Raw genomic sequence first — 26,082 nt, 5'->3', positions numbered from 1 at the left:
TGCGAACATATGCTTGCGTTTGGTTTTATTATATGCAAATATATGTTCGGGTAATATCGTAAAATGTTTCCAATCAGATCAGGACAGGGGAGAGGACTGGCATGAACGGGAAAACGATCTATTATCACGGACGGATCATCACATTGGACCCGTCCCAGCCATTGGCGGAAGCGGTAGTTGTGGAGCAGGGGCGGATTGTAGCGGTGGGGGAGACGGAACAGCTTTTGCTCGATCATGGCCGGGCGCAAGTAAACAAGGTAGATTTGCAAGGGGGCTATGTTTATCCGGGGTTCGTCGACAGCCATCTTCACCTGTCAGGGGTTGGGCAACGGTTGCGATGGCTGGATCTGGGTGTGTGTCGGAGCAAAACGGAGTTATTGCAGGCAATCAAACGGCGGGTGGTAACCAGCAAAGAGGGTGAATGGATTCTGGGCATGGGGTTGGATGAAAACCGTTTGCAGGGCGGCGCACCGACACTGGAAGAGTTGGATGAAGCCAGCCCCCACCATCCCGTGCTTTTGGCCCGGGTCTGTTTGCATGCTCATCTCGTCAATTCGGCTGCTTACCGGGTGGCGGGGATCACAGAGTCAACGGCGCCACCGGAAGGCGGTATGTTTGGGAGGGACGGAAGCGGACGGCTGAACGGATGGGTGTATGAACAAGCTTCCCAGCCTTTCTATGCTGCGCAACCCACCCCGTCTTACCACGAAAAGAAAGAGGCGATTCGCCAAGCGATGAAACAGGCGTTGGCTTGTGGATTAACTGGCGGGCACAGCGAAGATTTGCGGTATATCGGAAATGTCGGGGAGTTGGTGCGGATTTATCGCGAGTTGGTGGATGAGGGAGTGAAGTTTCGAACGCATCATCTGTTGTATCACCCTTATCTGGCTGAACTCGATGAGCTGGAGCCAACGGAGCTGGTGCCAAATCCGTGGGTTCGCTTGGGGGCGGTAAAAATTTTTGCCGACGGTTCGATTGGCGGAAGGACCGCGTTGATGTCGGCACCTTATACCGATGATCCGAATCAAATCGGGGTGGCGATCCACGAGCAAGCGGAATTGCTGGACTTGGCGCGCCGTGCTGCTACCTGTGGACGCCCCATCGCGGTGCATGCGATTGGTGATGAAGCGGCGCGCCGGGTAATTGAGACCATGGAGCAAGTCCCCGCTCCGGCAGGAGAGCTACGGCATCGCCTCATTCATGGTCAATTTTTGCGGGCGGATCTGATTGCGCGCCTGCAAAGGCTGGATGTGGTGGTGGACATTCAACCGCGTTTTGTAGCGAGCGACTTTCCATGGGTGTTAGAGCGGGTGGGAGAACAACGGATTGCTTATGCCTATGCATGGAAAACGTTGCTCGAAACAGGAATTTCCTGCGCGGCAGGGAGTGATGCTCCAATCGAGCCTTTGCATCCGCTCTTGGGAATGCACGCGGCAGTGACCCGGCGACGCCTGGAAGATCCAGTTACTCATCCTGGATATCTGCCTGAGCAGAAATTGCAACCGCTTGCGGCTTTGCGTTTGTTTACGCAGGGAAGCGCTTACGCGGAAGGCATGGAAAAGGAGAGAGGCGTGATCGCTGTTGGGCGCTGGGCAGATCTCACCGTGTACGACCGCGATCTTTTGCAGTGCCCAGCGGAGGAATGGATCAAAGCGAAGACGGTGTGCACAGTGGTGAACGGACAGATGGCATACGATGGGAGATAATCCGAACCCGTCGACTCCGCTTCCAAACATTTGATGTTCTTTTTTGACAAGGGGCCACATATTTTTACCTCAGGGGGGATGGTATGGCCATCATCAACGCGCGGGAAAAAGATGTCAAGTTGTTGGCCCGGTTGATGCGGGCGGAAGCAGAAGGAGACGGGAAACTTGGTATGTTGAATGTGGGCAATGTGGGCGTGAACCGGGTGTTGGCCGATTGTCTCGATTTTGAGGGGCTACGCTCGGTCCAGGACATGGTGTTTCAATCTCCGGGCGGGTTTGAAGCAGTGCAAAAGCCTTATTTCTACCAAGCGGCGCGCCAACAGGACATCCGGCTGGCCCGACAAGTCGTTCGCGGCCAGCGGTTCACCCCAGGACGGTATGCTTTGTGGTTTTTCGAGCCACCGGGAGCATGCCCGGCCCGATGGTTCAACCAAGTTAACGCCGGGCGTTATAAAAGCCATTGCTTTTATATACCGAGCCAATCGGATTGCCCCAAAGTATTCAGTTTTTAGGAGGCGGTGGAGATGTACTGGTCTTATCCATATGTTATGGGCATGGATGCCAATGTGTCGCAGCGGCGGCAGGAGCGGCGGTTTTCGGAAGATTTGATGCAAGCCAATGTGGGAAGACGAATCACGGTGTTTTTGACTTATGATGGTAGCCAACAGTGGCGGGATGTGACATTCTCGGGGGTGTTGCGCCAAGTGGGCCGGGATTATTTCATGATCCGGGAACAGAATTCTGGCCGGGACATGATGTTTTTAAACATCAATTTGGATTATGTGGTATTTGAGGATCAACCAGCGCGATTGGCGGAAGCATAGGGGAATGTGTGAAATGGAACGATGGCAAGCCGGGCGGAAAGGCGCCTGGTTTTTTCTGTGGATGAAAGGACTCCAACAAAGCGGAGTCCTTTACTCTTCAAAGAGATAGGCCAAGGCGTCCAAAGCTTGTTCAGGGGTCTCGACGACCAGTTGCGCGCGTTGGGCGAGTTCTTTGAGCGGATGGTGCAGACTTTCTGGCCGGATGAGAATCAATGGCTTATTTAAAGCCAAAGCCATAGATGCATCCATGGCCGTGTTCCATTGCCGGTATTTTTCACCGAACAGTGCGATCACAATGTCGGCTTTTTGCATCCAAACCCGTGTACGCAGGTTATTCACTTCTGAAGCGACATGGTCGCGATACACAGCATTTGGTTGCGTTCCTTTGATGCGTTCGCCGATTGCATCGGAGAGGTCATGGTTTTCTTGCGGCCCTTTGAAGCGGATGGGGAGGTTGCGGGCTTGCGCGCCTTGACGCAATTGTTCCCGCCAATCATCGTGAATCTGCCCAGCCAAATATACGATCAATTCCATAGCAAAACGCCTCCTTGATTCCCACGGGGGAATGTGTTTTACATGGCGGCTCCGTGTGGGCGGGCCACAAACTAAAGTGTATCAAATGAGCGTTCTGCGATAAATGGGTTTGCCGTGAATCGGAACAAGTGAAGAGGAAGGGTTGGCAGAACATTGGTGAAAAAAAGCTTCTTACAATCGAAAATGAATGGATCGTATCAACAGGGAGGTTCGGTCAAATTTTAATAAACCCGATCATCTAACTTGGGTTATGATGTAAGAATTGAATAAAAATGATTGACTGTATTAGTTATCTATTTTATTCTTAAAGCAGTGTACTTAATTCCGAGTTAATGTATATGGAATACCTGTTTTGCATGAGCAGACGCTGGAGGAAAGCGTGGGTTGTCTGTTAACACGGGGGAAATTGGGCAAAGGGAGTGACTGCCATGACGGTAGAATGGAAGTGGGCTGAACAAGCAGACAAACTAAACTCAGTAGAGCAATTGAAATTGAGACAGGATGGGCTCGACATCATCGACGAGATCAGAGAAGTTTACGCCAAACAGGGATTTGCCTCCATTCCGGAGGAGAAATTCGCCTTGTTCAAATGGGCGGGCATATATCAACAGCGCCCAAAATCTGACGGTTACTTCATGATGCGGGTTCGCATTCCCACCGGCATCTTAAACAGCCGTCAAGCGAGAGTCATCGCGGAGCTCTCTGAACGGTTCGGACGTGGTTTGATCGATGTGACGACGCGGCAGGCCATTCAATACCATTGGTTACGGGTGGAAAATCTGCCGGAGATGTTCGACCGTTTAGGCGAAGTAGGCCTCCATTCATACGAAGCGTGTGGAGATTGCCCACGGACCATTATTGGCAATCCGCTGGCGGGCATCGATCCCAATGAATTGATTGATACCCGGCCGATTGTGGCTGAGTTGGAGAAGACTTTTTTGCTGAACAGAGAGTTTTCCAACCTGCCGCGCAAGTACAAAATTTCGGTTTCGGCAAGCATTTATAATCCTGCCCATGCGCAGATCAATGATCTTGCGTTCACTCCCGCAGTCAAAGAAATAGATGGGGAAGAAGTGGTTGGATTCCATGTTTGGGTGGGCGGCGGCTTGTCCAACCGTCCGCATTTGGCACAACAATTGGATATATTTGTCCGACCGGAGCAAGTGGTGGATGTAGCCGTGGGTGTGACCAAAGTGTTCCGCGATTATGGATATCGACAAAAACGACACCGCTCCCGCCTGAAATTCTTGGTTGCCGACTGGGGCCCGGAGAAATTTTTGGAGGTGTTGTCCGGCGAGATCGGCACCTACCCGACGCGCGGGGAAGATCGGATCGTTGGCTGGAATGCAGGATATTTCACCGGAGTGCATCCGCAAAAACAAGCGGGCCTCTCCTATGTGGGGTTGAGTATTCCGGTCGGCCGGACTTCGGCGGAAGAATTCACAGCGTTGGCTGATTTGGCTGATCGTTATGGCTCGGGCACATTGCGCACAGTCAACACGCAAAACATTATCATCTCCGATGTGCCTGATGAGAAGGTAGCAGCCTTGCTCGAGGAGCCGCTCTTGAAGCGGTTGAGCCCGTCGCCAAAACCGTTTGAAGGCCACGCCGTGTCCTGCACCGGCAATGAGTTTTGCAACTTGGCGCTCACAGAGACGAAAGAGTTGATGCGAGAAGTGGCGCGGTATCTGGATGAGCATGTGGAATTGGATACCCCGATCCGGATTCATGTCAATGGATGCCCCAACTCCTGCGGACAACAGCAAATCGCCGACATCGGCTTGATGGGTGGCAAAAGCAAAACAGCCCAAGGGATGGTCGAGTCTTACCAAATCTCCGTCGGCGGTCATCTGTTCGGAGCAGGGAAGTTCAACACTCCGCTCAAAGGGCGTGTGGCCAAAGAGCATGTAGCTCCGGTGCTGAAAGAGCTTGTTCTGTTCTATAAGGAACAAAGACAGGCCGGAGAACGGTTTACACAGTTTATCGAGCGAGTTGGCATAGAGGCGTGCCAAGCAGAGCTGGATCGCATTTGTGAACGGGTGGTGCCGTCAGTATGAGCCAGGAATTGTACTTATACCGGTTGAAGGCTGAACTGAAAAACGGTGACACCCATGCGGTGGTGGTGTTGTCGACGGGCGATGAGCAAGCTTTCACCCATGCGGAAAAGGAATTGGAGCGTTATCTCATAGCCACACCAGATGTGAGGGAATGGACACTGGAAGAGAAAAAGAGAGTTCGCCCGGGTTCTGGTTACGTCTTGTCGTCCAACGGCTGAAATTGGTCTGATATGTGATCAAACCGTGCAACCAGACATATATGGAATGGGTGAGGAGGAATGAAAATGGAAAAACAGCTGTTGCAACAAGCGGTGTTGGATGAAACGCGGCTGAAGAGTTTGCAAGAAGAGTTGCGGACGAAACATCCGGAAGAAATCATCCGTTTCGGCGTAGAAGAGATTGGAGTCAAAGCGATCACGCTGGCTTGTAGTTTCGGTTATGAGGATGTGGCGCTGGTGGATATGGCGCTGAAGGTAAATCCTGAACTAGATATTTTTTATTTGGACACTGACTTGCACTTTGCGGAGACATATCAGGTGCGCGACCGCTTGAGCGAGCGTTACCGGAAAGAATTTATTCGTGTTGCGCCGGCACTGACGTTGGAAGAACAACAGGAGCACTACGGTGCTGAGCTTTGGAAACGCGATCCCGACTTGTGTTGCAAATTGCGCAAGGTGGAGCCGCTGAGAAAATTCCTGACCGGCTATCAAGGGTGGATCACCGGCATCCGTCGCGAACAGTCGCCCACGCGAGCGCATGCGGAAGTAATTGAATGGGATAAAGCCTTTGGCATGGTCAAATTGAATCCTTTGGCCTTTTGGAATGAAAAACAGGTGTGGAACTATATCTTCGCTCATGATATTCCGTACAACCCATTACACGACCAACAGTATCCGAGTATTGGTTGCCAGCCATGCACCCGGCAAGTGAAACCGGGTGAAGATCCGCGCGCGGGCAGATGGGCCGGGTCTGCCAAAACGGAATGCGGGTTGCACGTCTCGCAAAGCGAGTAATGTTGACAGTCTCCTTCACTGGATTCATCGTCGGTTTGCTTGTGGGCTTGGCGGGAATGGGTGGGGGGCTTCTGATGACACCGCTACTCATCTTGCTGTATGGCTTTTCACCGACGATGGCAGTGGGGACGGACTTGATATAAGCAGCAGTGACCAAAGTGGTGGAGAGATTTCAGCATTTCCGCCGGAAGACAGTCGATTGGAGCATTGTTGGCGCCTGGCCAAAGGAAGCGTTCCAGGCGGTTTGTTGGTGGGTCTGACATCGCTTGGCAGCGGGACGCAGTTTATGGCAATCTTGCTTTCCAGCAAGTCACTCGCGGCGGCGAAATTGGTGGAACCGATGTGGTTCATGCCTTTTTTCTCACCTTAAGCGCGCGGGTGCGATGCATGCTTCATTCGGTCAGGTGCACTTGGAGTTTGTTACAGGAATCAAGATGGTGTGAAGGGAGACGAAAGCATGGCAGAATTGATCGCCCCTCACGGAGGACGATTGGTGCAACGTGTTGCAACAGGAGCAGAAAAAGAGAAATGGTTAGAAAGGGCGGCGGCGTTTCCCTCCATATCGGTCGGCGCAGTGACATTGTCTGACTTGCATTGCTTGGCAACGGGCGTGTTTTCCCCGCTGACAGGATTTCTCAATGAGCGGGATTATCAGACCGTTCGGGACGAGATGCGGCTTGCTGACGGTACGGTATGGAGCATTCCTATTACCTTGCCTGTTCCGGAAGAGAAAGAGGCAGAAGTTAAGCGAGCGGAGTATGTGTCCCTGGTGACGGAAACAGGAGCGCTTGTGGCCGTGGTACGCGTGGAAAGTGTGTACAGAGTGGATCCGGAGTTGGAAGCGAGCAAAGTGTATCAGACCGTGGATCGCAACCATCCTGGGGTTGCCCGGTTGGCCGCGCAGTCAAACGTGTATCTAGGCGGGGAAATCACGCTCCTGGAAAGATTGGATCAAGGCATTTTTGCGAAGTATGCGTATGACCCCGCCGATACGAGAAAAATGTTTGAAGAGCGGGGCTGGCGGAAAGTTGTCGGCTTTCAGACGCGCAACCCTGTGCACCGGGCGCATGAATACATCCAAAAAGCGGCGTTGGAAACGGTGGATGGTCTCTTTTTGCATCCGCTGGTAGGGCAGACGAAGTCGGATGATATCCCTGCTGATGTGAGATTAAAAAGTTATGAAGTGATTTTGGAACACTACTACCCGCGCGACCGGGTGATGTTGGGTGTATTTCCGGCAGCCATGCGTTACGCCGGGCCACGTGAGGCCATCTTCCATGCGATGGCTCGCAAAAACTACGGTTGTACCCACTTCATCGTCGGCCGCGACCATGCGGGGGTAGGAGATTATTATGGCACTTATGATGCGCAAAAAATCTTTAGCCGGTTTACCCCTGACGAATTGGGAATCACCCCACTGTTTTTTGAACACAGCTTTTATTGCAAGAAGTGCGCGGGAATGGCTTCATACAAAACATGCCCGCACGGCAAAGAAGACCATGTGATCCTGTCAGGAACAAAAGTAAGACAGATGTTGCGCGAGGGAACGATGCCGCCACCGGAGTTTTCCCGTCCAGAAGTGGTTCGGGTGTTGATTGACGGCATGAAAAACGCTTAAACAAACAAATTTGAACAACGAAATCGCCAGGAAACAAAATGCAAACCACCCGGCATATGCCGAGGTGGTTTGTCGCTTTTGCGGTCATGGCAAGAAACGTCGGATGTCAGCCAACACATCTTCAATGGGGATCGCAAACCCCAAGCTCTGTGAGGGAAAAATAATCAGGGTGTTGATGCCGATCACTTCGCCTAAGATGTTGACCAATGGCCCGCCGCTGTTGCCGGGATTGATGGCGGCATCGGTCTGAATGACGTTGTCATAGTGCAAGCCATTGATGTGGAGGGGACGATTTTTGCCGCTGATCACCCCGACGGTGACGCTCTGTTCCAGGCCCATCGGATTGCCCATGGCCAGCACCCATTCTCCCACTTGGGTCGCTTCGGAAGATCCCAAAGTAAGCGACTTTAAAGGCCGCGGTGGTTGAATTTTCAATACAGCAATGTCCTTGTCCGGGTGGGACCAAACCACAGTGGCGGGCAAGATGCGCTTGACTCCGTCCACTTTGACCCGGATTTCCGACGTGCGTTCAATCACATGCTGATTGGTCAAGACATAACCGGACGGATGGATGATGAAACCCGAACCGAATTGGCGCGACCGGTTGACCGGCTTGGCGAGTTCGGGAAACAGCATGCCCAAGACCGCGCTTTGCAGAGAAAGGCCTCTTTGCTCTTCCATGGTTTCAATTGCTACGACACCGCTTTTGATACGGCGGGCGACGGATACAAAGAGATTGGCGGGGTGATGGGCAGCAAGTCGAAATTTGTGCGTGTACGCACGCGGATTATCATGGTTCAAAGAAGGTCACTCCTCAGCACTTGTTGACCTGGATGGGATATCTTATGTTCCGCGCCTGCGCGCTGACAAGGCGCTTGCCCGGAAACAGGCGAATCAATTGGCATGGGGATAGCACACAGAGAGGCGAAGTGAGGTTTGTTTGTAAACGGGAAAAGGTTAATTGGTTGACAATATAAACCGAACGCTATAATCTAAAAATGATTTTATAGTCATTTATTAAGGAGACTGCAAGATGGACAAAAACAGGCAGACCGTGCGTGACATGACATGGATTGCATTGTTCACGGCATTGTTGGCAGTGAGCGGACAATTTCAGATTCCGATAGGACCGGTTCCTATCACCCTGCAACCATTGGTAGTCATGTTGGCAGGCTCTCTCTTAGGCGCCAAGCGGGGCGTTATCAGCATGGCGGTGTTCATTGGCCTCACCGCGGCCGGGGCACCAGTCATGGCGGGAGGAACAGGCGGGCTGGCTAAGTTGGTCGGGCCGACCGGAGGGTATGTCTTCAGTTGGCTGTTAGCCGTTTGCGTGATTGGTTGGATGGTTCAGAAGATGGCGCGGCATGGGCAGATCGCCTTATGGCAGCTTATCTTGGCCCACTTGGTCGGAGGCGTCGCAGTGGTACATGCGATCGGATTCGCTTGGGTGGTCACGTACTTGAACCTTCCCCTCACCATGGGCACGTTGAGCGCAAGTCTGTTGATTTTCCTGCCTGGCGACATCGCCAAAGCTGTGGTCGGTGCCATTGTGGCGCAAGCGATGTATCGTGCGATTCCCGCTTTGCGTCCCGTGTCGAAGGGATAATCCCATAATAAAAAGCCCCCCTGTTCCGTCATCAGGCATGGGGGGCTTTTTATTATGGCAACAGCGTTAAGTTGGTCACTTGGCTCAAAAAATGGATAAAACGGCTGTTGAGGGGAATGATCAAGTCCGCGGTATCTTGGGTGAATGCGCCTTGGCGGTTGACCAGATGAAGACGGGCGACGGATAGCTTGTAAAAATCACGGTGCCGATTGGGTTCGAGCCAGCCAACCACCGAGTGGGTTCCGCGCTGGTTGGTTTGCAGGGGATAGGGGACCAGGCCCAAAATGTCATCTAAAAAAATATGGTAGGATAAATGGGGACGTTGAAAAATCAACTCTTTGGTTGTCAAGGTGGCTCCCCAATGGTTGTGACGTTGTGACAAAATCAATTGACCGGCTAATTGTTTGATGGGAATGAATGATGATCGGTACATGGGGACACACCTTTCTTGGTTGAGTTGCAACTATTGTATCATAAGGGAGGGAATCTGATGCGGACGTTCGCGGATGTGCGCAAGCTATTGAAGCAATTCGGAACCGTCATTTACACCGGGGATCATCTCGGCGATTGTGAGTTAATCTTAGATGAATTGCGGGAAATGAAAGCGTATGGGATGATCGACGCGGACACGTACCGGATGGCCGTGATGATAGTAAAAAGCAGCCAACAACGCCAAGCTTGACCAGGGTATGCCCGGCAAATCAAGTTGATGGGGAAGTAGCGGCAGAGAAATCTTTCTCGAAGAGTACCGAAGTACAAGTGAAGCGAATGAGAAAATGGTTTTGGAGCCGCTGGCCGATTCATCAGACATGCAATAGTGGGAAAATTTACTCCAGTATGCTGGATACAGCGTCGTCAGGCGTGAACGGTTTGTTGACAGGAGGCGATCAAGTGGAGTGGCAACGAGTGGTACAGGAGGCACGCGCGGCTGCCGAAGAATTGGCGGTTGCGGCAGGGAAATTGGCGAAGGAAGCTTTTCTCCAGGACAAGGAGATCGAAGCCAAAGGGGAATACGGTGACATTGTGACGGAGATTGACCGCCAAGCGGAAGAATGGATTGTGTCTGGCATTAAGAAACGGTTTCCTAGTCACCGCATCTTGGGTGAGGAGTTTGGCTGGCAAGGTGGGAACGATCCCGACTGGTCCTGGATGATCGATCCGCTGGACGGTACCAACAACTATGCGATCGGATTGCCGGTGTATGCAGTGTGCATCACCTGTTTTTATCGTAATGAGCCCGTATTGGGAGTCATCTATGATTCGCATTTAGAACGGTTGTATGTTGCTGTAAAAGGGGAAGGGGCAACAGTCAACGGCAAACCGCTAACCATCGAACCTCAATCGTTCAAGCGCCCCACTGTCGCCTGGGTACAGGGACATCATGTACAGGGGGATGATCGCTCTTTGGCTTTGCGCCAAGCCTTGGAACAACGGTGTAAGCGGGTGTTGCGCCTCTGGGCTCCTGGGATCGCTTGGAGCTTGTTGGCACAAGGGCAGATTGATGCCATGGTGGTGTACCGTTCCGGTGGGGTCGACATGTATGCGGGAATGCTATTGGCCCGTGAAGCGGGTGCCGTCACCGTCGATTATGGGGGCAAAGCGTTTGAAGGCATCGATCCCGACGCTTCCTTGATCGCCTGTCATCCCGAGAAGTTGACAGAGATCATCAAGTTGGTGCGAACATAAAAAAGGGGGGCATCGTGGTGCGTCAGATAAATCACAAACGACTGCATGAAGAGGTTAAGAGACAAGCAAAGCGGCATGTGGACAATTTGACCAAGCCGTTGGGCAGCTTGGGGGCGTTGGAACAGATCTATGTTAGACTAGCCGGCATCACTGGACAATTGCATCCGGATATCGGCCAAAAAGCGATTGTCATCATGTGCGGGGATCATGGTATCGCGGAAGAAGGGGTGAGTGCCTATCCGCAGGCCGTGACTGGATTGATGATACATAATTTCGCCAAAGGCAAAGCCGCGGTCAATGTGTTAGCTCGCCAGCATGGAGCAGAAGTAAGAGTGGTTGATGTTGGGAGTTTGTTGGATGAAGTGCCAAACCCCGTAGTGGACAGACGGGTGCGCAAGGGCACTGCCAATTTTACGGTTACTCCGGCGATGAGCCTGGATGAAGCGGAGCAAGCCATTCAGGCCGGGGTGGACGTTGTTCGCCGATTGAAGGCAGAAGGAACGCGCTTGCTGGCTGTTGGCGAGATGGGCATCGGCAATACGACTTCGGGGGCAGCTTTGACCGCGGCGTTCACCGGATTGGAGGTGGAGCACCTGACTGGCCGCGGCACGGGGGTCTCCGACGAAAGCTTGTCTAAAAAGCAACAGGCGATTAAACAGGCACTTGCCACTCATCGCCCTGACCCTAGTCGTCCGCTCGAAGTGTTGGCTCAACTGGGTGGCTTGGAAATTGCAGGCATGGTAGGGTGCTATTTGGGGGCGGCGCAAGAGGGGTTGCCGGCGGTGATGGATGGTTTGATTTCCACCGCCGCCGCCCTCGTTGCCGTAAGATTAGAACCGATGGTCAAAGACGTGTTGTTTGCTTCCCATTTGTCGGTGGAACCGGCTCATGCCGTGCTGTTGCAAGAATTGGGTTTGGAGCCACTCATTGCGGCCGGCATGCGGCTGGGAGAAGCGAGCGGCGCAGCGCTCAGCTTTCCGCTGTTTGATTCAGCTGTGGGATTGGCCAGGGAAATGGCTACCTTCGCCGATCTGGGTTTACCTGAACCAAACTCGTCACTTGGTGAAATAGAGCAGGGCGAAGAACAGGGTACCAATCAGCCATAGCCACCATAACTCCACGCATTGTATCAGCAACAGCTTGGAGGCGGGAAGTGGGATGGCGGGATTTTGCCGATAGATCACAACCCAGTATCCGTCATTTACCGCATGGATGTCATGTTGCCATTCATCCTCGTGTTTTGAGGTGAGCCAAGCATCCATGCTTTCTTCCATGCCCCGATGAAAGAAGCGGGCGCGGGTGAGCAGGCGGTGTGCAGGATCATGGATCAAATGGGCGAAATAACCCGTTTCCAACTCGGTGAGGGTGGCAATGGCATAGCCGCGGTTGAAATGTTCGTTTAACCAATCTTCTTTCTCACGAATTTCTTCTTTGGTGAAGAAACGTGAACGAAAGTGCACGTTGTCAGCCATAGGCATTCTCCTGACGATGAAAAGGTGTCTTTGTTGATCTTATTCGAAGACAAGCGTCATTTTAAAGAGGTTTTATAAAAAAGCGCATTCTTTCCACGGTGAGAGTGCGCTTTTTTGCAAATGGGGCTGAGTGTGCCCGTCTGGCGTGTTATGATGAAATGGCAGACTTTGAAAAGGTCACCGCAAGGTTAAAAAGGGGTTAATGAAGGGAAAAGAGAAGGGAAGGACAGAGATGATGATCGAACGTTTTGGGCACGGCGGGGATCTGGCCACAGCCCAAGCGATGTTCTTAATCGAAGAAAATGCATGGCTTGATTTCAGTTCAAACATATATCCTTACGGCCCTCCATCCAGTGTGTTGGATGTGTTAAATCAGGCGCTCAGAGAGCCTGGGGTTCCTGTGTTAAGCCGTTATCCCGATCCGGACGCTCGCGTGTTACGGCGGATGATCGCCCAGTTTCACGAAATGGATGCGGAGGGGGTGATCGTGGGCAATGGAGCGGCTGAACTCATCGATTTGTTGGTGCAGACCTTGTCGCCACAGAAGGTTGGTGTGATTCAGCCCGCTTTTGCCGAATATGCGGACAGTGCCACAAAGCGGGGAATACCCGTGCATTCAATCCACACCTGCTGGGAAGAAGGGTTTCTGCCTGAGCCGTCTGCGGTGGAGGCATTGATGAAGGAAGTGGATGCGCTCTTTGTAGGGACGCCGAACAATCCCACCGGTCATCTGTTCCCCGCCGGACTAATGGAGCAGATGGCGGCATGGGCGAAGCGGTGGCAGACTTGGTTGATTGTGGATGAGGCGTTTCTCGATTTCGTGGCCGATGGGGAAGAATGTTCGGCATTGCGGTTGATTTCTGCCCATCCACAGGTGATGGTGTTGCGCTCATTGACAAAATTCTTCGCATTGCCCGGCCTGCGGTTGGGATATGTAGTGGCTGCTCCCGAAGTCGCCGCGCGGTTGCGCTTGATGCGGACGCCATGGAATGTGAATGGTTTGGCGCAGATGGCGGGCGAAGAGGTGATGCGCCCGGAAGTGTATCGTGCGCATGCGTTGGCGGTGCGTCGCTGGCTTGAGCCGGAGCGCGCGCGGATGATTGGAGAATTGGCTCAGTTTTCGGAAATGGCGTTTTTCCCAAGCGAAGCCAACTATCTGTTGGGAAGGGTTAACGGCGGCAAGATGGACGCGCGGCAACTTCAATACGCCTGCGCCAGTCAAGGTGTCCTGATCCGGAGTTGCGCCAATTATCCAGCATTGGGGGACGATTATTTCCGTATTGCCATCAAAAGACCGGAAGAGAATGACCGGCTGCTCGCTGTATTGCGGTCATGTATGGATTGAGGAGGAAACGATGGGAATTCGATTGGTAACGGGCGGCGTGCGTTCTGGCAAAAGCCGTTTCGCCGAATCGTTGTGTGTGAAAGAGGGGAAACCGGTCGTCTATTTGGCAACAAGCCAAGTGATGGACGATGAGATGAAGGCACGTGTGATAGCCCATCAGCGGCAACGGCCTAAAGAGTGGGAAGTGAAGGAGGAAGCGTTTGATTTGGCAGGAGTGATCGCAGAGATCCCCACGGGTAGCGTACTGTTGGTTGACAGCCTTACGGCTTGGGTCAGCAATCTGTTAATGAGCGAACCTCTCGCGGAAGGGGAAGATCCTTCTCGTTGGCGCTCTCGGAGGCTGACGCAGGTAGAATCGCATGCGCATGCGTGGCTTGACTGTCTGGCGGCGCGAGATGCGGTGATCGTGACTGATGAGGTAGGTTTAGGCGGTGTGGCGATGCATCCGATTAGCCGGTGTTTCCAAGATGCGCTCGGCTGGGTGAATCAGCAAGTGGCACTACGGGCGGATGAAGTGTGGTTTGTCGTATCTGGTGTGCCGTGGAGAGTGAAAGGATGAGCGGTTTTGCACATGCAGTTGCGTTTTTGACCCGGTTGCCCATGCCGCGGCGATGGTTGTTGGGAGATTATCGGACCAGTCCGATGTGGTATCCCGTGGTGGGGGCGTTATTGGGTTTGTTGTTGGTCTGTTTCGATTGGCTAGTGGCCCAATGGTTCCCGCAGATGGTGCGCGCGGTGCTGGATGTGGGATGTTTGGTTTATCTCACTGGCGGATTACATTTGGATGGGCTGATGGATACTGCCGATGGGTTTGGGGCCAATCGTGATCCCGAGCGCACACGACAAATCATGAAAGATCCGCGTGTCGGAGCGATGGGCGTGTTAGCCGGCGTTCTCGCTCTGTTGTTAAAAACGGCCACCTTGTATTATCTCTTGCAGTCCCATGTTTGGAACGGAGCTTTTGCTTGGGCTAGTTCGGTGATGCTCGCGCGCTTTGCGGCCGTTGTGGCGATTTTCGTGTTTCCTTATGCCCAAGCGCAAGGATTGGGAAGTGGCTTGAAAGAATCCTTAACTTTGCGGCGCATGAATATGGCCAGTTTTTTCACCATTCTCCCCCTGATCTGGTGGTGGGAGTGGGAAGGCATCGTCTTGTTGGGCATTGTGTTCGTTTGGACTTGGTACCTCGGCAAAACGGCGGTTCGCCGGTTGGGAGGTTGCACGGGCGATATATACGGGGCTTTGATTGAAGGGGCTGAAATCGTTGCCTTGCTCTTTTTTACGTTGGGGGTGAAACTGGCATGAAATGGATTTGGATTCGGCATGGGGAAACGAAAGCTAATCGCGACAAAAGGTACTGCGGACAACTGGATGAACCGTTGACGGAGGTTGGCAAGAAACAAGCGCTGCTGCTGTCCAACCAATTGGCGGATTTGAAGCTGGATGCCATCTATGCCAGCGATCTGCAACGATGTGCCGAAACAGCGCAAGCCATCAAAGAGGCTCACCCGTCACTTTCCATCCGTTTCACGCCGGCACTGCGCGAGTGCTCTTTTGGCGCTTGGGAAGGGCGAACTTATGATGAGCTGATGGGCACTGATCCCGAACATGTAGGCAAATGGCTGGAAAATCCATTTTTTCATGCTCCTCCAGACGGTGAAACCCTACGTGACCTGGATCAGCGCTTGATGGCATGGGTTAGGCAGGTGATCAAGCGGCATCGAGGGGAGACGGTTTGCGTTGTGACGCATGGTGGGCCGATGCGATGGTTTTGGGCACGGATGATTCGCCGCGATTGGGAGTCTTTTTGGGAGCCGGAGTTGCAGACGGGTCAAGGCTGGCTGGTAGAACGTATTGGAACGGAGTGGCAAGTCGTGAGGAAGTTTGGGGAAGAACGGGAGGAGTGAGTGGGATGTTGCCACAGGAAAGCCGGCTGACAGTGCAATGGGACGCAGAAATGATTCAGCTGGTCGCAGCAAAGCCCCTCACTTGCCTGAGCAGTGCGGTGGTTGGCGGAGGTGTGCAACAGGCGGTGCGCATCATCAATCGCCATGTAGATAAACAATATGACGCGCTTGATCCCACGAAGGAGATCAACGAATGGTTGGCTACGCGGGGCATACCGCGAGAAGGAACAGTTGTATTGCTGACCGCGGCTGATTTGACATTGGGCAGTGAACAAACAGCGGAGACACCGACATTTAGCTTGAGGACATGGGTGACGGCTGGGATCGGGAATGCAGCGCGAGCCGGGCAGAAGGGACCCACATTCAGGGAGCCCTCTTTTGGCATGCCTGGTACAATCAATATTTTGTTGTTGATTGAGGGAGCCGTCGCTCCAGCCGCGCTGGTAGGCGGGGTGATCACGGCCACAGAAGCGAAAGCGGCGGCATTAGCCGATTTGGGAGTGACAGATTGCAAAGGGCTGGTGGCGACAGGGACGACGACCGACGCAGTGGTTATCGCCGCTACGGGGAATATCCGGGGTGGAGTTATCCATCCGTATGCCGGCACCCTGAGTCCGCTTGGGCAAGCGATTGCGCGGACAGTGTATGCGGGAGTTACAGAAGCGGTGGAAAACGAACGGCGCAGAAAGCGGTGAGGAAGATGGATTGGGGTTTAATCATATTGTTCGCTTGCCTGCTGGATGTGACGTGCGGAGATCCGCGATGGCTGCCCCATCCAGTAGTGGGGATGGGGAAAGTGATTTCCTGGATGGACCGAGGGATTGGCCGGTGGCTGGAGAAGAAAGGTTGGTCTAATGAGACTCACCGTGTCCCCATTCGTTGGCTGGGGCTCAGTTTCCCTATCGTGGTTGTCGGTGGCGTCTGGATGGTTTGCGCGGGATTGGTGCATCTGGCCTATGATTGGCAACCGCTGGCTGGAGGGATGCTGGAAGCGATGATGATTTGGCTGGCGATTGCACCTCGAGGATTGGCTGAAGCAGGGTTGAACATATACCGCGCGCTTAACAAGCAGGAACTGGAGGAAGCGAGGCGCCAGCTGGCGATGGTCGTCAGCAGGCAAACGGAAGGGTTGGATGAAGGAGAGGTGGTGCGCGGGGGAGTGGAAACCGTCGCCGAAAATCTGGTCGACGCCATCGTGGCACCGCTGTTTTTTGCGGCCATCGGAGGGGCGCCTCTGGCGATGGCGTATCGGGCGGTGAATACGCTGGATGCGATGGTGGGTTACCGCTCTGAACGTTATCTTCATCTGGGGACAGCTTCGGCCCGCTTGGATGACTTGTGTAACTTTATCCCCGCCCGCCTGACAATCGGGGTTTTGCTATTGGTGTTTTGGATCATGCGCTTAGATGTGAGACAGGCTTGGCGCACTTACCGTCGCGATGCCCATCTTCATCCCAGCCCCAACAGCGGAATACCCGAGTCTTTGGTTGCGGGAGCACTCCATATCCAATTGGGTGGGGTAAATGTTTACCATGGGCGCCTGTCAGAACGGGCGCGGCTGGGAGACCCGATCGAACCGCGCCAGGCCAAGCATCTGTTGCAAACAGTGCGTGTGATGTGGTGGGCGACCGGGGTGTGGGTGGCTATCCTGGTCGGGGTCAGTGCATTGGTTTAACTCTTTATTGACCTGGTTTGACCACCCAGCGCCGGACAACCCAGCACCATCCCAACCGCCACAGCGAGAAAGCGACCAACATGAAGAGGGCGGTGATGCACAGAAACAGCCAGTCAAAAGGGCGATTCAGATACCAAGCCCTGAGCGCGGTTCCCAAGCAAGTGCTGATCAGAACCGCGCCGCACAACTGGAGCCAACCCGACAGTAGCGGTTGACGATGCGGAGCGCGATAAAGCCCCATAGAGAATGCGACCATGAACCAGGCGATGAGGAAGGGAGCGGCCGTAGTCAACACCGACGGCACATCCAACGGCATCTGGTGAGTGACGCGCCCTTGCCATGAAAAATAGATAAACAAGAAGCTATCCCCAAGCAAAAGAGATGCCAATAACTTATAACATTGGCGCATGTTCTTCACTCCAATCGGGAAAATACTGTCTATAGAATAATAGAAATCTTTGATTCGGTACAGGGGCACACTCAATCACAGGAGGATCCGGAATGGATGACAAGCTTGATGCAAGCTTAAAGGAAATCATCGTTCATGCGAATGACCGAAATGAATTAGTGGATGTGAAATATATCCCATCACCCTTGCGCTTGATCGGCGTTGGTACGGATGCGGTGGTCGTCCAGCATCCCGACTACCCTGACCTGGTGTTCAAATGTTACGCGCCAGATCGGCTCGCCAAAAAAGAACAGGAAAAACAAGTGTATGAACGCTTGGGAAACTCGCCGTACTTCGCTCGCTTACGTGGGAGTGGAACCAATTACTTGGCGTTGAGTTATGAACAGGGTCCCACGCTGTACCAATGTTTGGAGCGGGGAATCACCATCCCAGAGCAAGTGATCGAGCAAGTGGAAGAAGCGCGCCGATTTGCAAGGAGCAAGGGGCTCAATCCGAGGGACATTCATTTGAAAAACGTGATTCTGCAAGGAAATAAGGCCAAGGTGATTGATGTCTCTGAATACTTGAACCCCGGCGATGACAAGAGATGGGATCATCTTGTTGAGGGATATAATGCGTTTTACAGTTTAATCAAGGGAAAAAAACTGCCCATTTGGTTGATTGAGATGGTGAAACATATTTATTTGCAACAACAGGACGGACCTTTTCATTTGCAAGAATTCGGCAAAAAAATCATGCAACGGTTCGGTCTGGGACTAACCAATCACGATCGGAATGAAGGAGGATAATCATATGTTTCAAAATCCAACGGATCAGGAAAGAAAAGAATTGCTGGCAACTGCCAAAAATATTGCCGTCGTCGGTTGTTCCAACAATCCGGAGCGAACCAGTTATCTGATTGCGGAAGCATTGCAAAAAGCTGGTTATCGTATTTTTCCGGTGAACCCCAATCTGACAGAACCGGTTCTCGGGGAACGTCCCTACGCTTCCTTGGATGAGATTGCTGAACCGATTGACATTGTGGATGTGTTCCGGCGGAGCGAGGCGGTTTTGCCCGTGGTGGAAGAGGCGGTTAAGGTGAAACCGCGCGCAATCTGGATGCAGTCAGGCGTGGTGAATGAGGAAGCAGCCCGCTTGGCGCAAGAGCATGGCATCATGGTGGTCATGGATCGTTGCATCAAAGTGGATCACGCGATCTTGCTCGGCGGAAAATAGGTGTGGATGGTGGGAGGGCTGCAAGCGGATAAACATCACAGCAAGAGGTGAGGCGAATGCAAGCAATAACCTTGTCCCGCTTGGTGTTGGACCGGATGCCCGAAATACATGAGCTGTTGACGGAAACAGAAAAAGAAGCACAAATCCTCATCTATGGTGAAGTGTCAGCATTAAAAGAAGAAGAGATTTATTACATTGTCGCTGAAACGATTGCAAAAAAGCGCATGTGCTTATATTACCACTAGGGGCATGTCTGGTGAATGGCTAATAAAGCAAAGCACCAGAGAACATAAGGACGATTTGTAATGAAATGATCTGGTCTCTCATGAGGCCTCTTTTTTTCCTCCCCGCACGCCTTGAAGGTGCGGGGAGTGTTGGTTGTGGCGGATTAAGGCTGCTCTTTTTCAAAGGAGCGAATCAATTCTTTCGCCTGTTCAGGCAAAGGCTGGCTTTTGCCAGTCGCGGGATTGACATAAACCACTGTGCCGCGTCCGATGGCTGCGATGATTTCTTCCTCTGTCAAAAATAAAGCGTATTCAATATCTAAGCTGCTTGTTCCAATACGACTGACGCGAACACCTAGGCGCACATCTTTGCCGAAATGAATTTCTCGCAGATATTGGCATTCTAGATTGGCCGTGACAATATATCCGCCTGGCTCTGTCGGGGACTGCAATAGATAACGGGTCAGACCCAATTTTTCCAGATAAGCGATCCTGCCATGCTCGAAATAGCTGAAGTAGCTCACATTATTGATATGCCCCAACATGTCGGTATCGGAGAAGCGGACCTGGATCGGAGTGAAGAAGCGGAATTGTGTGCTCCATTGGGCCAAGTCGGTGGGTGGCCAAGCTGTGTTCATATGCCATTCCTCCAGTGGGATTTAAACTAGGTGTGTCTGGCAAGTCGCGTTGACGCATATCATAAGGATCAGACACGCCTTGGTTTCGGTAAATTCTTGTTTCGTTATATGAATTCCTTCTAAGGTCCTAGTCTTTTTCTCTCTTCTTATTTTTAAAATATCTAAATTGATTGCAGAAATGAAATGGGCCATATGATATACTAAAAGTGGAAATTTAACATGGGCGTAGTTTGTCGCAACAGGGGGTTGTTTCATCGTGCCAGCTGAGCAAACCAAAGAGCTGTGCATTCTGGTGAAGGAACATTTGAAAGAGGCCAAGACACAACTGAACGAGTTTTTGGATTATACCGCCTTGCCGCAGCTGACGAGTGAGTTCGCACCAGCAACCAAAGAGCAGGAAGCGTACGTTCGGGAGTTTTTGCATGATTTGCGCTATCTGAGTGTCGCCTGCGAACGGGGCTATGAACAGGTAAGCCGGGTGTTGCGTCGTGCTGATTTTCATCAGGAGCTTGCGGAAAAAGCGTTGCGTAACATCGCCCATACTTGTGTTCATTTCTTCTATCATCCCCAAAACGAAGTGTATTGGGAAAACAGCCGATATAGTTATACACGGGGTGACAGCATTATTTTTCGGCAGACGCCGCCGACCATGTTGCGCCGCGTTACGCTCTCATTGTCGGGATTATTCACCACATTGCGGGATGAGCTGGACTGTTACGAGACGGACGATGTGACCCGCATGCGTCTGTGATCGCGATCAGGTAGCTGCGCTTAGGATTTTATATTAGATAAAGGGGGAGAGAAACGTGGCCGGACCCATTATCGAGTTGGATTTCGCAAGGGAGGCACAAGGGAAGCGGTATATATCGGGGAGCTACCGCCGCAATCGGGCAAAGCTGGAACGCATGATCAAGGAGGAGCCTCAAGCGGAGTATTTTTTGATGTTGGCTGTGCTGGAGGTCAGAAAGCAATATTGGAGCCGGGCGCATCAGGCTGTGGAAAACGCGCTCGCCCTCGCACCAGATCACAAAGAAGCGCATCTGCTGTATGCGCAAATATTGGAAGCCCAACAGGAGCTGACGGAAGCGGGCCGGTCTTATCAAGCGATTTTGCACCGGTTTCCCCACTTCAGCAGGGGGTATCGGGAGTATGCCCGTTATTTGATGACCCATACCGATTGTATCACCATGGCACAAAACTTGTTGTTGCGGGGGCTGGAGTTGGAGCCTACCGACGCGCTGAGCCATATTTTGATTGCGGAGATTTGTTTGTTGCGCGGCAAAACGGGACAGGCGCTGTTGCACTTTGAATTGGCGCAACAATATTATATGGAGCACCCCCGCTACCATCTGGGGAAAGCCCGATTGTTCATGGAGATGGAGCGCTATGAGGAAGCGGCCAAGCATCTCAAAATGGCGATGCGCCTCGATCCGAAGAATAAAGTGCTGCGAAATCAATTCGCGCAGGTGCTGAAAGCGACCAACACGCCGAAAATCTTTATGTTTTGGAAGCGTTGGGTGATTTGAAAAGAAGGGCAAAATTGAAAAAGTTTGAAAACAACCCTCGACACCATATCGACAAAATTCGCGGAGCGTGATAAAATGGTTCCTGTAAGTAAGGTTGACCTTCTTGCTTACGCTACCACGCTTCTTTTAACTCCTTAATCTTGACCCTCTTTCATGTGACCAGGAACGGAACCTGGTCTTTTTTCTTTGCCTTTTTTAGGCAAGGTTTCCTTGATAGGGCAAGTTCATATAAAATGAAATCGGATGAATGAAATTTTCCTTCGCCGGGAAAAGCGAAGTCTCCCGCGCGTTTGGAGAGAGGAAAGGGAGTTGGCGATGTACCACACCAATTATCTCAGTTTCTTCCGCCATTATCACGCCGAAGAATATTGGGAAGCGCATGAAGTGTTGGAGGAGCTTTGGCAAACACAGCGGGACAATGATTTTTATCACGGACTGATCCAGATTGCGGCGATCATGCACCAACTAAAGCGTGGTAAAGTGCGGGGAGCGCGTAAATTGGCCACAAGCGCCTATCGCTATCTGTCGCCTTTCCGCCCTGAACGCGACGGAGTAGATGTGGAGGCGTTGCTGGTGTGGCTGGCCTTGTGCTTAGAGCGTTTGCCGGAAGGTCAAGCGGTCATGGCGTTGCCAGATTTGGAGCAACTGTTGATTCCCGTTGGGCCACTCCCTCGGTTGCATGAGATGGGATTTTAAGTTTGAAACATAATATCCTCCCTTCCAGACTACATAATATATATAGAAAAATATTGTTCACAGGATGAAAGTGAGGGGAGGGGCAGAATAGATATGAAAGGGCGTCGCTGGACAGAAGAGGAAGACCAACTGTTGCGTGAGTTTGCGTTAACGGCAATCGAAAGTGGCAAAACGCAGATCGAAGCGTTTGAGGAAGTAGGCCGCAAATTGAACCGAACACCAGGAGCCTGCGGTTTTCGCTGGAACGCCGTGCTTAGGCAACAAGACTTGAAGGCCTATGCCGACGCGAAGAAAAAGCGTGTGTATAGACAATTAAAAAAGAAAAAAGGGGATCAATTGGAGTCGTTAACGCAAGTGATTCCGCTCATCAAAGAGCTGGATCGGGAAGGACGCCGGGCCAAGGATGAGGTCAAACGGTTGACCAAACAGTTGGCTGACGCGGAGAAAGCCTTGCGCGAGCTTGAATCGGAGAATAGCAAACTAAAAGAAGAGCGGAAATCCTACGATTGGTATGAAAACGAAGTGAAAGACAAATACCAAGATCTTTTGCGGATGTTGCAATCGATAAGAAAACAAGCGGAGCTACCAGAGCTTGTCATTAAAAATGAGGAAGCACAACAGGTAAATGCGGATAGCGGAATAGGGGAATCATCATAAGATAAAGTAGCAGCCAATGGGGAGAAAGAGGTGGCGAATATTGCCTAATCCAAGCAAGTCCGCCCGTGAACTCAGCCATGTCCGCATATCCCAACTGGAAGAGCAAGTGGAACAGATGGGGCAACAAATGAAACGGTTGGCCCAGGAAAATCGCAAATTAAAACAAGATTTGCGTTTTTTTGAAGTGATGTTGATTGAACAATATCACATGTTGCTCCATCTGCTTGGCAAAGACCAAAGTAAATGCTTGATCCAATCGGTTGCGCCTTATCATGAAATTTAGCGAGCCAGGAATTTCCCGTGGCTCGTTTTTGTTTCGTCCTTTTCTTCACAAATGATTTGATAGCGTTTTAAAATGAAAGGGCGAGGCTGGATGAAAGGGACGAAAGAAATGAAGCGATATCAACTCATTGTGATTGGTGGCGGAAGATTGGGCTCAGTCATTGCCGGCCAAGCGGCCACCTGGGGTGCCCATGTGGCTTTGCTGGACCCGGGCGGCGAGGGAGAAGAGGACTTTTTCGCCTACGAGGGCATGGTGGATGTGTACAAGGGGAATGTGCGCTTTCTTACAGAACATGAAGTAGAAGTGGCTGGACAGGTGCGATTAGCGGCTAAGGCATTCATCATCGCTTTGGAACACGTCCGGGAGGTTCCGGAGCCCGCAAGTGTAGCCACAACCGGGGAAGTGGCAGAAGAGCCCGGTTGGAGGCAGCCGCCAACCAAAAAATGGGTTGTGCTGGGCGGAACGGAGCATGGAATCGAATGGGCCCAAGCTCTTGCCCGTCAAGGGGCCCAGGTGACGGTGGTCGAAACAGGAGCCCGCTTGTTGCCAGACTATGATCCGGAGTGCCTGTCCATTTTGGAAGCATCGTTGCGGCAAGAAGGAGTCAGAGTGCGGTGCCACACCCAAGTGGTGAAAGTGGTGCAACGCGCTAACAAAAAGATCATCCAGTTGCAGTTTGACGGTTTGGTTGAAGCCTTGGAAACGGATGAAATCGTATCGGCGGATGTGTCTTTACCCCAAGTGTCCAGTCTGTGATTGGCGGAATTGGGGTTGACCTACAAAGAGGGAGGGGTGGTTACGGACTCGTGGATGCGGACTTCCTGCTCCCATATTTATGCTGTTGGGACGCTAGTCCATGGGCGTCCCGATTGTGGTGTTTGGCTGGAAGAAGTCAGGCGTGTGACGATGAATGCCCTTTTGGGCACCAAGCACCGAATCGATTACTCCATTGCTCCCCGAATCGTCAAGACTGATCCCCCCTTAGTGGCAGTGGGGATGAGTGAGGAACAAGTGCAGCAAGTGGATGATGGTGCTCAGGTATGGCGTGAGCAGCGAATGACGGGCCTCATCAAGCTGATCACTCGCCGAGATGGGGAGATTGCAGGAATCCATGCGGTAGGGACGGAAGTGGACGGCCCGGTGGAGGCATTGCGCCAAGCCAAGCGGAACCGTGTATATGTAGATCGTCCAGAGCGCTTTCATCAGTTGTTGCAACAAAAGCGGACAAGTTTGTTCCATTCGTTGCCCGTTTGGTGGGGGGACTGGGTGGACAAAGGGATACGCGCCTATGTGCGTTTGCGCAGATAATGAAGAGCGCCCTCTGATTAGAGGGCGCTTTTATCAATCCTGGCCACCAACGCTTTGGAGGTGGAGGCTTAGGCATATTTTATTTGGGAAGCATCTGCCGACAAAGATGCTTTAGCAATATCCTCTGCCAAAGCAACCAGCCACAAACACAAAGATGGTTGCGATCACCAACAGGAAGATCAAGAGCTGTCTCCAGCCAAAACCGCCGTAGTATCCGCTCATGAGAACCCCTCCTTTGGATGGGTCATGTGGTCATCACTGCCGTCAGCTTAGCAATATCCTCTGCCATGGCAACCAGCCACAAACACGAAGATGGTCGCGATAACCAACAGGAAGATCAAGAGCTGTCTCCAACCAAAACCGCCGTAATATCCGCTCATGATTACACCCCCTTTCAGGAGAGATGCGGCCTGTTGCAAGCGAAGTTACATAGCTTAGCAGTAACCGCCGCCTTTATAGCTGAATCCGCATCCGACGAAGACGAAGATCGTCGCAATCACCAACAGGAAGATAAGAAGCTGTCTCCAGCCAAAGCCACCATAATAACCGCTCATAGCGATTCCTCCTTTGATCTGATTTAGCTGAATGAAAGAGTGGTTGATAAAAGTCTTTAAACTTTCATCAGCAGTTGATTTACTCTATGCCCCAGTGCAAACGGTGGGAAAGGCGGATGTCCAGATTGCGGTAAAATGGGATTCCGTCTAGAAGCACAAGCTTTCAACGAAAACAAAAATGGTGGGAATAATCAAAAGAAAGAGCAACAGGCACTGCCACGGATGGAGGCGGTCGGGGGGCGCCGCATAATAGGCGCGGCAATGTTTCAATGCGTAAGTCATGCGAGCCATCCTTTCTCGCTGAGATATAGAAACGTACTATCAACTTTATATACGGCACGACGGTTGGAAGTGATAGGTGATCCGTCCATTTTCCACGGCATGGGCGCGCTGATTTGGGCATATGCCCGGGACGGGATGGGCAAACGTGGCATATGGTGTAACGAGTGCGCAAACAGGAGGGAATGATTGAGATGCCACGTAACAACGAGTTTTCTATGAAAGAGTTGGCGCAGATGATCAATACGATCATGGGGCGCAAGGTGTTGACTGAAGAGCAGTTGAGCAAAATCATGGACGGCGCCAAAGAGGCTTTTGATAAAGGTGGCATGAACGCGGTGTTGGAATATCTGATGAAAGTGACGCAAGCCGACGTCGACATGGGCCAGCTTCAGCGATTTGCCGACCAGGTGCAATCCAATCCCGCGCTGGGTTTGGACATTTTGCAAGGCAAACAGCGCTTACCGAGAAAAAAATGATTACCATCAGATAAAGCCCTGCGGGGCTTTTTTTGTTGCACATAAGATGAAGAGGAAATATCCATACTAATTGATAAGCAGAGCGATTGATAAAAGTTGAGTTATGCCGGCATAAGGAGGGTAACAGATGGAGCAACTCACACAAGAGGAATTGTTGAAATTGGAGGAACTGCTGGAGTTGGAGGCATTGTCGATCAAGAAAACGCAAGCGGCCATCAATGAAGGGAACGAGACGGAATGGGAGCCATTGCTGACCGAGGCTTTAACAATGCACAAGCAGCATCTGCAACAATTAATCGACCAATTGCGCAACCATAGCGGACAAACGCGGATGCAACATTGAAAGGTCAAGTGAAAATGAAGTTATCTTACAA

Annotated in this window: 37 protein-coding genes; 31 read left to right on the top strand and 6 right to left on the bottom strand. The window is 52.0% G+C overall.

Going from position 1 to position 26,082, the window contains the following annotated elements; all coding sequences use genetic code 11:
• Nucleotides 1-101: 101 nt before the first annotated feature.
• The 3 genes from EDC32_RS13410 to EDC32_RS13400 all read left to right on the top strand — a co-directional run bounded on the left by EDC32_RS13410 (nt 102) and on the right by EDC32_RS13400 (nt 2,530).
• Nucleotides 102-1,706: an amidohydrolase gene (locus EDC32_RS13410; protein WP_132222912.1), complete on the top strand. Its 1,605-nt coding sequence runs from the start codon at nt 102-104 to the stop codon at nt 1,704-1,706.
• An 83-nt stretch (nt 1,707-1,789) separates the two neighbouring features.
• Nucleotides 1,790-2,218, top strand: a complete 429-nt coding sequence (locus EDC32_RS13405; RefSeq protein WP_132222910.1) for a cell wall hydrolase — start codon at nt 1,790-1,792, stop codon at nt 2,216-2,218.
• A 12-nt stretch (nt 2,219-2,230) separates the two neighbouring features.
• Nucleotides 2,231-2,530, top strand: coding sequence for a spore coat protein GerQ (locus EDC32_RS13400; RefSeq protein ID WP_054095919.1), 300 nt, complete (start codon nt 2,231-2,233; stop codon nt 2,528-2,530).
• A gap of 90 nt (nt 2,531-2,620) precedes the next feature.
• Here EDC32_RS13400 and EDC32_RS13395 read toward each other — a convergent pair whose 3' ends face one another.
• Complete coding sequence (locus EDC32_RS13395; RefSeq protein WP_132222908.1) at nt 2,621-3,064, bottom strand: YtoQ family protein; 444 nt, start codon at nt 3,062-3,064, stop codon at nt 2,621-2,623.
• Between the two features lie 428 nt (nt 3,065-3,492).
• On the opposite strand from EDC32_RS13395, the gene EDC32_RS13390 reads away from it, so the two are divergent.
• From EDC32_RS13390 to sat, 6 genes are all read left to right on the top strand, one after another.
• On the top strand, nt 3,493-5,121 hold the full coding sequence (locus EDC32_RS13390; RefSeq protein ID WP_132222906.1) for a nitrite/sulfite reductase: 1,629 nt from the start codon (nt 3,493-3,495) through the stop codon (nt 5,119-5,121).
• Nucleotides 5,118-5,339, top strand: a complete 222-nt coding sequence (locus tag EDC32_RS13385) for a DUF3906 family protein (RefSeq protein WP_106341631.1) — start codon at nt 5,118-5,120, stop codon at nt 5,337-5,339. Before EDC32_RS13390 ends, EDC32_RS13385 begins: the two co-directional genes overlap by 4 nt.
• Before the next feature lie 66 nt (nt 5,340-5,405).
• Nucleotides 5,406-6,134: a phosphoadenylyl-sulfate reductase gene (locus EDC32_RS13380; protein WP_132222904.1), complete on the top strand. Its 729-nt coding sequence runs from the start codon at nt 5,406-5,408 to the stop codon at nt 6,132-6,134.
• Nucleotides 6,080-6,277, top strand: a complete 198-nt coding sequence (locus EDC32_RS16875) for a TSUP family transporter (RefSeq protein WP_375163152.1) — start codon at nt 6,080-6,082, stop codon at nt 6,275-6,277. Before EDC32_RS13380 ends, EDC32_RS16875 begins: the two co-directional genes overlap by 55 nt.
• A 56-nt stretch (nt 6,278-6,333) precedes the next feature.
• On the top strand, nt 6,334-6,504 hold the full coding sequence (locus EDC32_RS16870; protein ID WP_158283388.1) for a hypothetical protein: 171 nt from the start codon (nt 6,334-6,336) through the stop codon (nt 6,502-6,504).
• An 87-nt stretch (nt 6,505-6,591) separates the two neighbouring features.
• A complete protein-coding gene (sat, locus tag EDC32_RS13370) occupies nt 6,592-7,752 on the top strand; it encodes a sulfate adenylyltransferase (RefSeq protein ID WP_132222900.1) in 1,161 nt (386 codons plus the stop codon).
• Nucleotides 7,753-7,836: 84 nt separating this feature from the next.
• On the opposite strand, the gene EDC32_RS13365 is transcribed toward sat, so the two are convergent.
• Nucleotides 7,837-8,553, bottom strand: a complete 717-nt coding sequence (locus EDC32_RS13365; RefSeq protein ID WP_022736911.1) for a S1C family serine protease — start codon at nt 8,551-8,553, stop codon at nt 7,837-7,839.
• Between the two features lie 232 nt (nt 8,554-8,785).
• Between EDC32_RS13365 and EDC32_RS13360 the strand changes: the two genes are divergently transcribed.
• On the top strand, nt 8,786-9,358 hold the full coding sequence (locus tag EDC32_RS13360) for a biotin transporter BioY (RefSeq protein WP_132222898.1): 573 nt from the start codon (nt 8,786-8,788) through the stop codon (nt 9,356-9,358).
• Nucleotides 9,359-9,410: 52 nt separating this feature from the next.
• On the opposite strand, the gene EDC32_RS13355 is transcribed toward EDC32_RS13360, so the two are convergent.
• Nucleotides 9,411-9,791, bottom strand: a complete 381-nt coding sequence (locus EDC32_RS13355) for a hypothetical protein (RefSeq protein ID WP_132222896.1) — start codon at nt 9,789-9,791, stop codon at nt 9,411-9,413.
• Nucleotides 9,792-9,848: 57 nt separating this feature from the next.
• Here EDC32_RS13355 and EDC32_RS13350 point away from each other — a divergent pair, with 57 nt between their 5' ends.
• The 3 genes from EDC32_RS13350 to cobT all read left to right on the top strand — a co-directional run bounded on the left by EDC32_RS13350 (nt 9,849) and on the right by cobT (nt 12,150).
• A complete protein-coding gene (locus EDC32_RS13350) occupies nt 9,849-10,040 on the top strand; it encodes a YqgQ family protein (protein WP_132222894.1) in 192 nt (63 codons plus the stop codon).
• Nucleotides 10,041-10,126: 86 nt separating this feature from the next.
• Complete coding sequence (locus EDC32_RS13345) at nt 10,127-11,044, top strand: inositol monophosphatase family protein (protein WP_246026948.1); 918 nt, start codon at nt 10,127-10,129, stop codon at nt 11,042-11,044.
• A gap of 17 nt (nt 11,045-11,061) precedes the next feature.
• Complete coding sequence (gene cobT, locus EDC32_RS13340) at nt 11,062-12,150, top strand: nicotinate-nucleotide--dimethylbenzimidazole phosphoribosyltransferase (RefSeq protein WP_246026947.1); 1,089 nt, start codon at nt 11,062-11,064, stop codon at nt 12,148-12,150.
• On the opposite strand, the gene EDC32_RS13335 is transcribed toward cobT, so the two are convergent.
• A complete protein-coding gene (locus EDC32_RS13335; protein ID WP_132222890.1) occupies nt 12,100-12,516 on the bottom strand; it encodes a hypothetical protein in 417 nt (138 codons plus the stop codon). The genes cobT and EDC32_RS13335 overlap by 51 nt on opposite strands.
• 232 nt (nt 12,517-12,748) lie before the next feature.
• Here EDC32_RS13335 and cobD point away from each other — a divergent pair, with 232 nt between their 5' ends.
• Genes cobD through cbiB form a run of 6 tightly spaced genes read left to right on the top strand, consistent with a single transcriptional unit; the run spans nt 12,749 to nt 17,440 of the window.
• Nucleotides 12,749-13,861 (top strand): threonine-phosphate decarboxylase CobD, encoded by a 1,113-nt coding sequence (cobD, locus tag EDC32_RS13330; protein WP_158283387.1) that lies wholly within the window; start codon nt 12,749-12,751, stop codon nt 13,859-13,861.
• 10 nt (nt 13,862-13,871) lie between these two features.
• A complete protein-coding gene (cobU, locus tag EDC32_RS13325; protein ID WP_132222886.1) occupies nt 13,872-14,420 on the top strand; it encodes a bifunctional adenosylcobinamide kinase/adenosylcobinamide-phosphate guanylyltransferase in 549 nt (182 codons plus the stop codon).
• Nucleotides 14,417-15,163 carry an adenosylcobinamide-GDP ribazoletransferase gene (gene cobS, locus EDC32_RS13320; RefSeq protein WP_132222884.1) on the top strand — a complete coding sequence of 249 codons (747 nt, stop codon included), beginning with the start codon at nt 14,417-14,419 and terminating at the stop codon, nt 15,161-15,163. Before cobU ends, cobS begins: the two co-directional genes overlap by 4 nt.
• Entirely contained in the window at nt 15,160-15,765 is a 606-nt protein-coding gene (locus tag EDC32_RS13315) for a histidine phosphatase family protein (RefSeq protein ID WP_132222882.1), read from the top strand. The genes cobS and EDC32_RS13315 overlap by 4 nt, the downstream gene beginning before the upstream one ends.
• Before the next feature lie 5 nt (nt 15,766-15,770).
• Nucleotides 15,771-16,460 (top strand): adenosylcobinamide amidohydrolase, encoded by a 690-nt coding sequence (locus tag EDC32_RS13310; RefSeq protein ID WP_158283386.1) that lies wholly within the window; start codon nt 15,771-15,773, stop codon nt 16,458-16,460.
• Nucleotides 16,461-16,465: 5 nt separating this feature from the next.
• Nucleotides 16,466-17,440: an adenosylcobinamide-phosphate synthase CbiB gene (gene cbiB / locus EDC32_RS13305; RefSeq protein WP_132222878.1), complete on the top strand. Its 975-nt coding sequence runs from the start codon at nt 16,466-16,468 to the stop codon at nt 17,438-17,440.
• A 4-nt stretch (nt 17,441-17,444) separates the two neighbouring features.
• On the opposite strand, the gene EDC32_RS13300 is transcribed toward cbiB, so the two are convergent.
• Nucleotides 17,445-17,849, bottom strand: coding sequence for a DUF3054 domain-containing protein (locus EDC32_RS13300; protein ID WP_132222876.1), 405 nt, complete (start codon nt 17,847-17,849; stop codon nt 17,445-17,447).
• Between the two features lie 92 nt (nt 17,850-17,941).
• Between EDC32_RS13300 and EDC32_RS13295 the strand changes: the two genes are divergently transcribed.
• The 3 genes from EDC32_RS13295 to EDC32_RS13285 are packed head-to-tail and all read left to right on the top strand — an operon-like array spanning nt 17,942 to nt 19,309.
• Nucleotides 17,942-18,637, top strand: coding sequence for a serine/threonine protein kinase (locus EDC32_RS13295; RefSeq protein WP_132222874.1), 696 nt, complete (start codon nt 17,942-17,944; stop codon nt 18,635-18,637).
• Between the two features lie 4 nt (nt 18,638-18,641).
• Nucleotides 18,642-19,064, top strand: a complete 423-nt coding sequence (locus EDC32_RS13290; protein WP_132222872.1) for a CoA-binding protein — start codon at nt 18,642-18,644, stop codon at nt 19,062-19,064.
• 56 nt (nt 19,065-19,120) lie between these two features.
• Nucleotides 19,121-19,309, top strand: coding sequence for a hypothetical protein (locus EDC32_RS13285; protein WP_132222870.1), 189 nt, complete (start codon nt 19,121-19,123; stop codon nt 19,307-19,309).
• A 143-nt stretch (nt 19,310-19,452) separates the two neighbouring features.
• Here EDC32_RS13285 and EDC32_RS13280 read toward each other — a convergent pair whose 3' ends face one another.
• A complete protein-coding gene (locus tag EDC32_RS13280; protein ID WP_132222868.1) occupies nt 19,453-19,926 on the bottom strand; it encodes an acyl-CoA thioesterase in 474 nt (157 codons plus the stop codon).
• 256 nt (nt 19,927-20,182) lie between these two features.
• On the opposite strand from EDC32_RS13280, the gene EDC32_RS13275 reads away from it, so the two are divergent.
• The 9 genes from EDC32_RS13275 (at nt 20,183) to EDC32_RS13235 (ending at nt 26,051) form a co-directional block, all read left to right on the top strand.
• Nucleotides 20,183-20,677, top strand: coding sequence for a DUF3907 family protein (locus tag EDC32_RS13275; protein WP_158283385.1), 495 nt, complete (start codon nt 20,183-20,185; stop codon nt 20,675-20,677).
• Nucleotides 20,678-20,732: 55 nt separating this feature from the next.
• Entirely contained in the window at nt 20,733-21,452 is a 720-nt protein-coding gene (locus tag EDC32_RS13270; protein WP_022736892.1) for a tetratricopeptide repeat protein, read from the top strand.
• Between the two features lie 315 nt (nt 21,453-21,767).
• A complete protein-coding gene (locus tag EDC32_RS13265; RefSeq protein ID WP_158283384.1) occupies nt 21,768-22,148 on the top strand; it encodes a DUF309 domain-containing protein in 381 nt (126 codons plus the stop codon).
• A 93-nt stretch (nt 22,149-22,241) separates the two neighbouring features.
• Entirely contained in the window at nt 22,242-22,805 is a 564-nt protein-coding gene (locus EDC32_RS13260) for a hypothetical protein (RefSeq protein ID WP_132222862.1), read from the top strand.
• A 40-nt stretch (nt 22,806-22,845) separates the two neighbouring features.
• Complete coding sequence (locus tag EDC32_RS13255; protein ID WP_132222860.1) at nt 22,846-23,088, top strand: hypothetical protein; 243 nt, start codon at nt 22,846-22,848, stop codon at nt 23,086-23,088.
• Nucleotides 23,089-23,178: 90 nt separating this feature from the next.
• Entirely contained in the window at nt 23,179-23,844 is a 666-nt protein-coding gene (locus EDC32_RS13250; protein WP_158283383.1) for an NAD-binding protein, read from the top strand.
• A gap of 15 nt (nt 23,845-23,859) precedes the next feature.
• Nucleotides 23,860-24,396, top strand: a complete 537-nt coding sequence (locus tag EDC32_RS13245; RefSeq protein WP_132222856.1) for a hypothetical protein — start codon at nt 23,860-23,862, stop codon at nt 24,394-24,396.
• A 1,027-nt stretch (nt 24,397-25,423) separates the two neighbouring features.
• Nucleotides 25,424-25,708 carry a hypothetical protein gene (locus EDC32_RS13240; protein WP_132222854.1) on the top strand — a complete coding sequence of 95 codons (285 nt, stop codon included), beginning with the start codon at nt 25,424-25,426 and terminating at the stop codon, nt 25,706-25,708.
• A 127-nt stretch (nt 25,709-25,835) separates the two neighbouring features.
• Nucleotides 25,836-26,051, top strand: coding sequence for a hypothetical protein (locus EDC32_RS13235; RefSeq protein ID WP_132222852.1), 216 nt, complete (start codon nt 25,836-25,838; stop codon nt 26,049-26,051).
• Nucleotides 26,052-26,082 lie beyond the last annotated feature (31 nt).

It is taken from the genome of Laceyella sacchari (assembly GCF_004343255.1).
Lineage (GTDB): Bacteria > Bacillota > Bacilli > Thermoactinomycetales > Thermoactinomycetaceae > Laceyella > Laceyella sacchari.
This window is presented reverse-complemented; position numbering and strand designations above follow the sequence as displayed.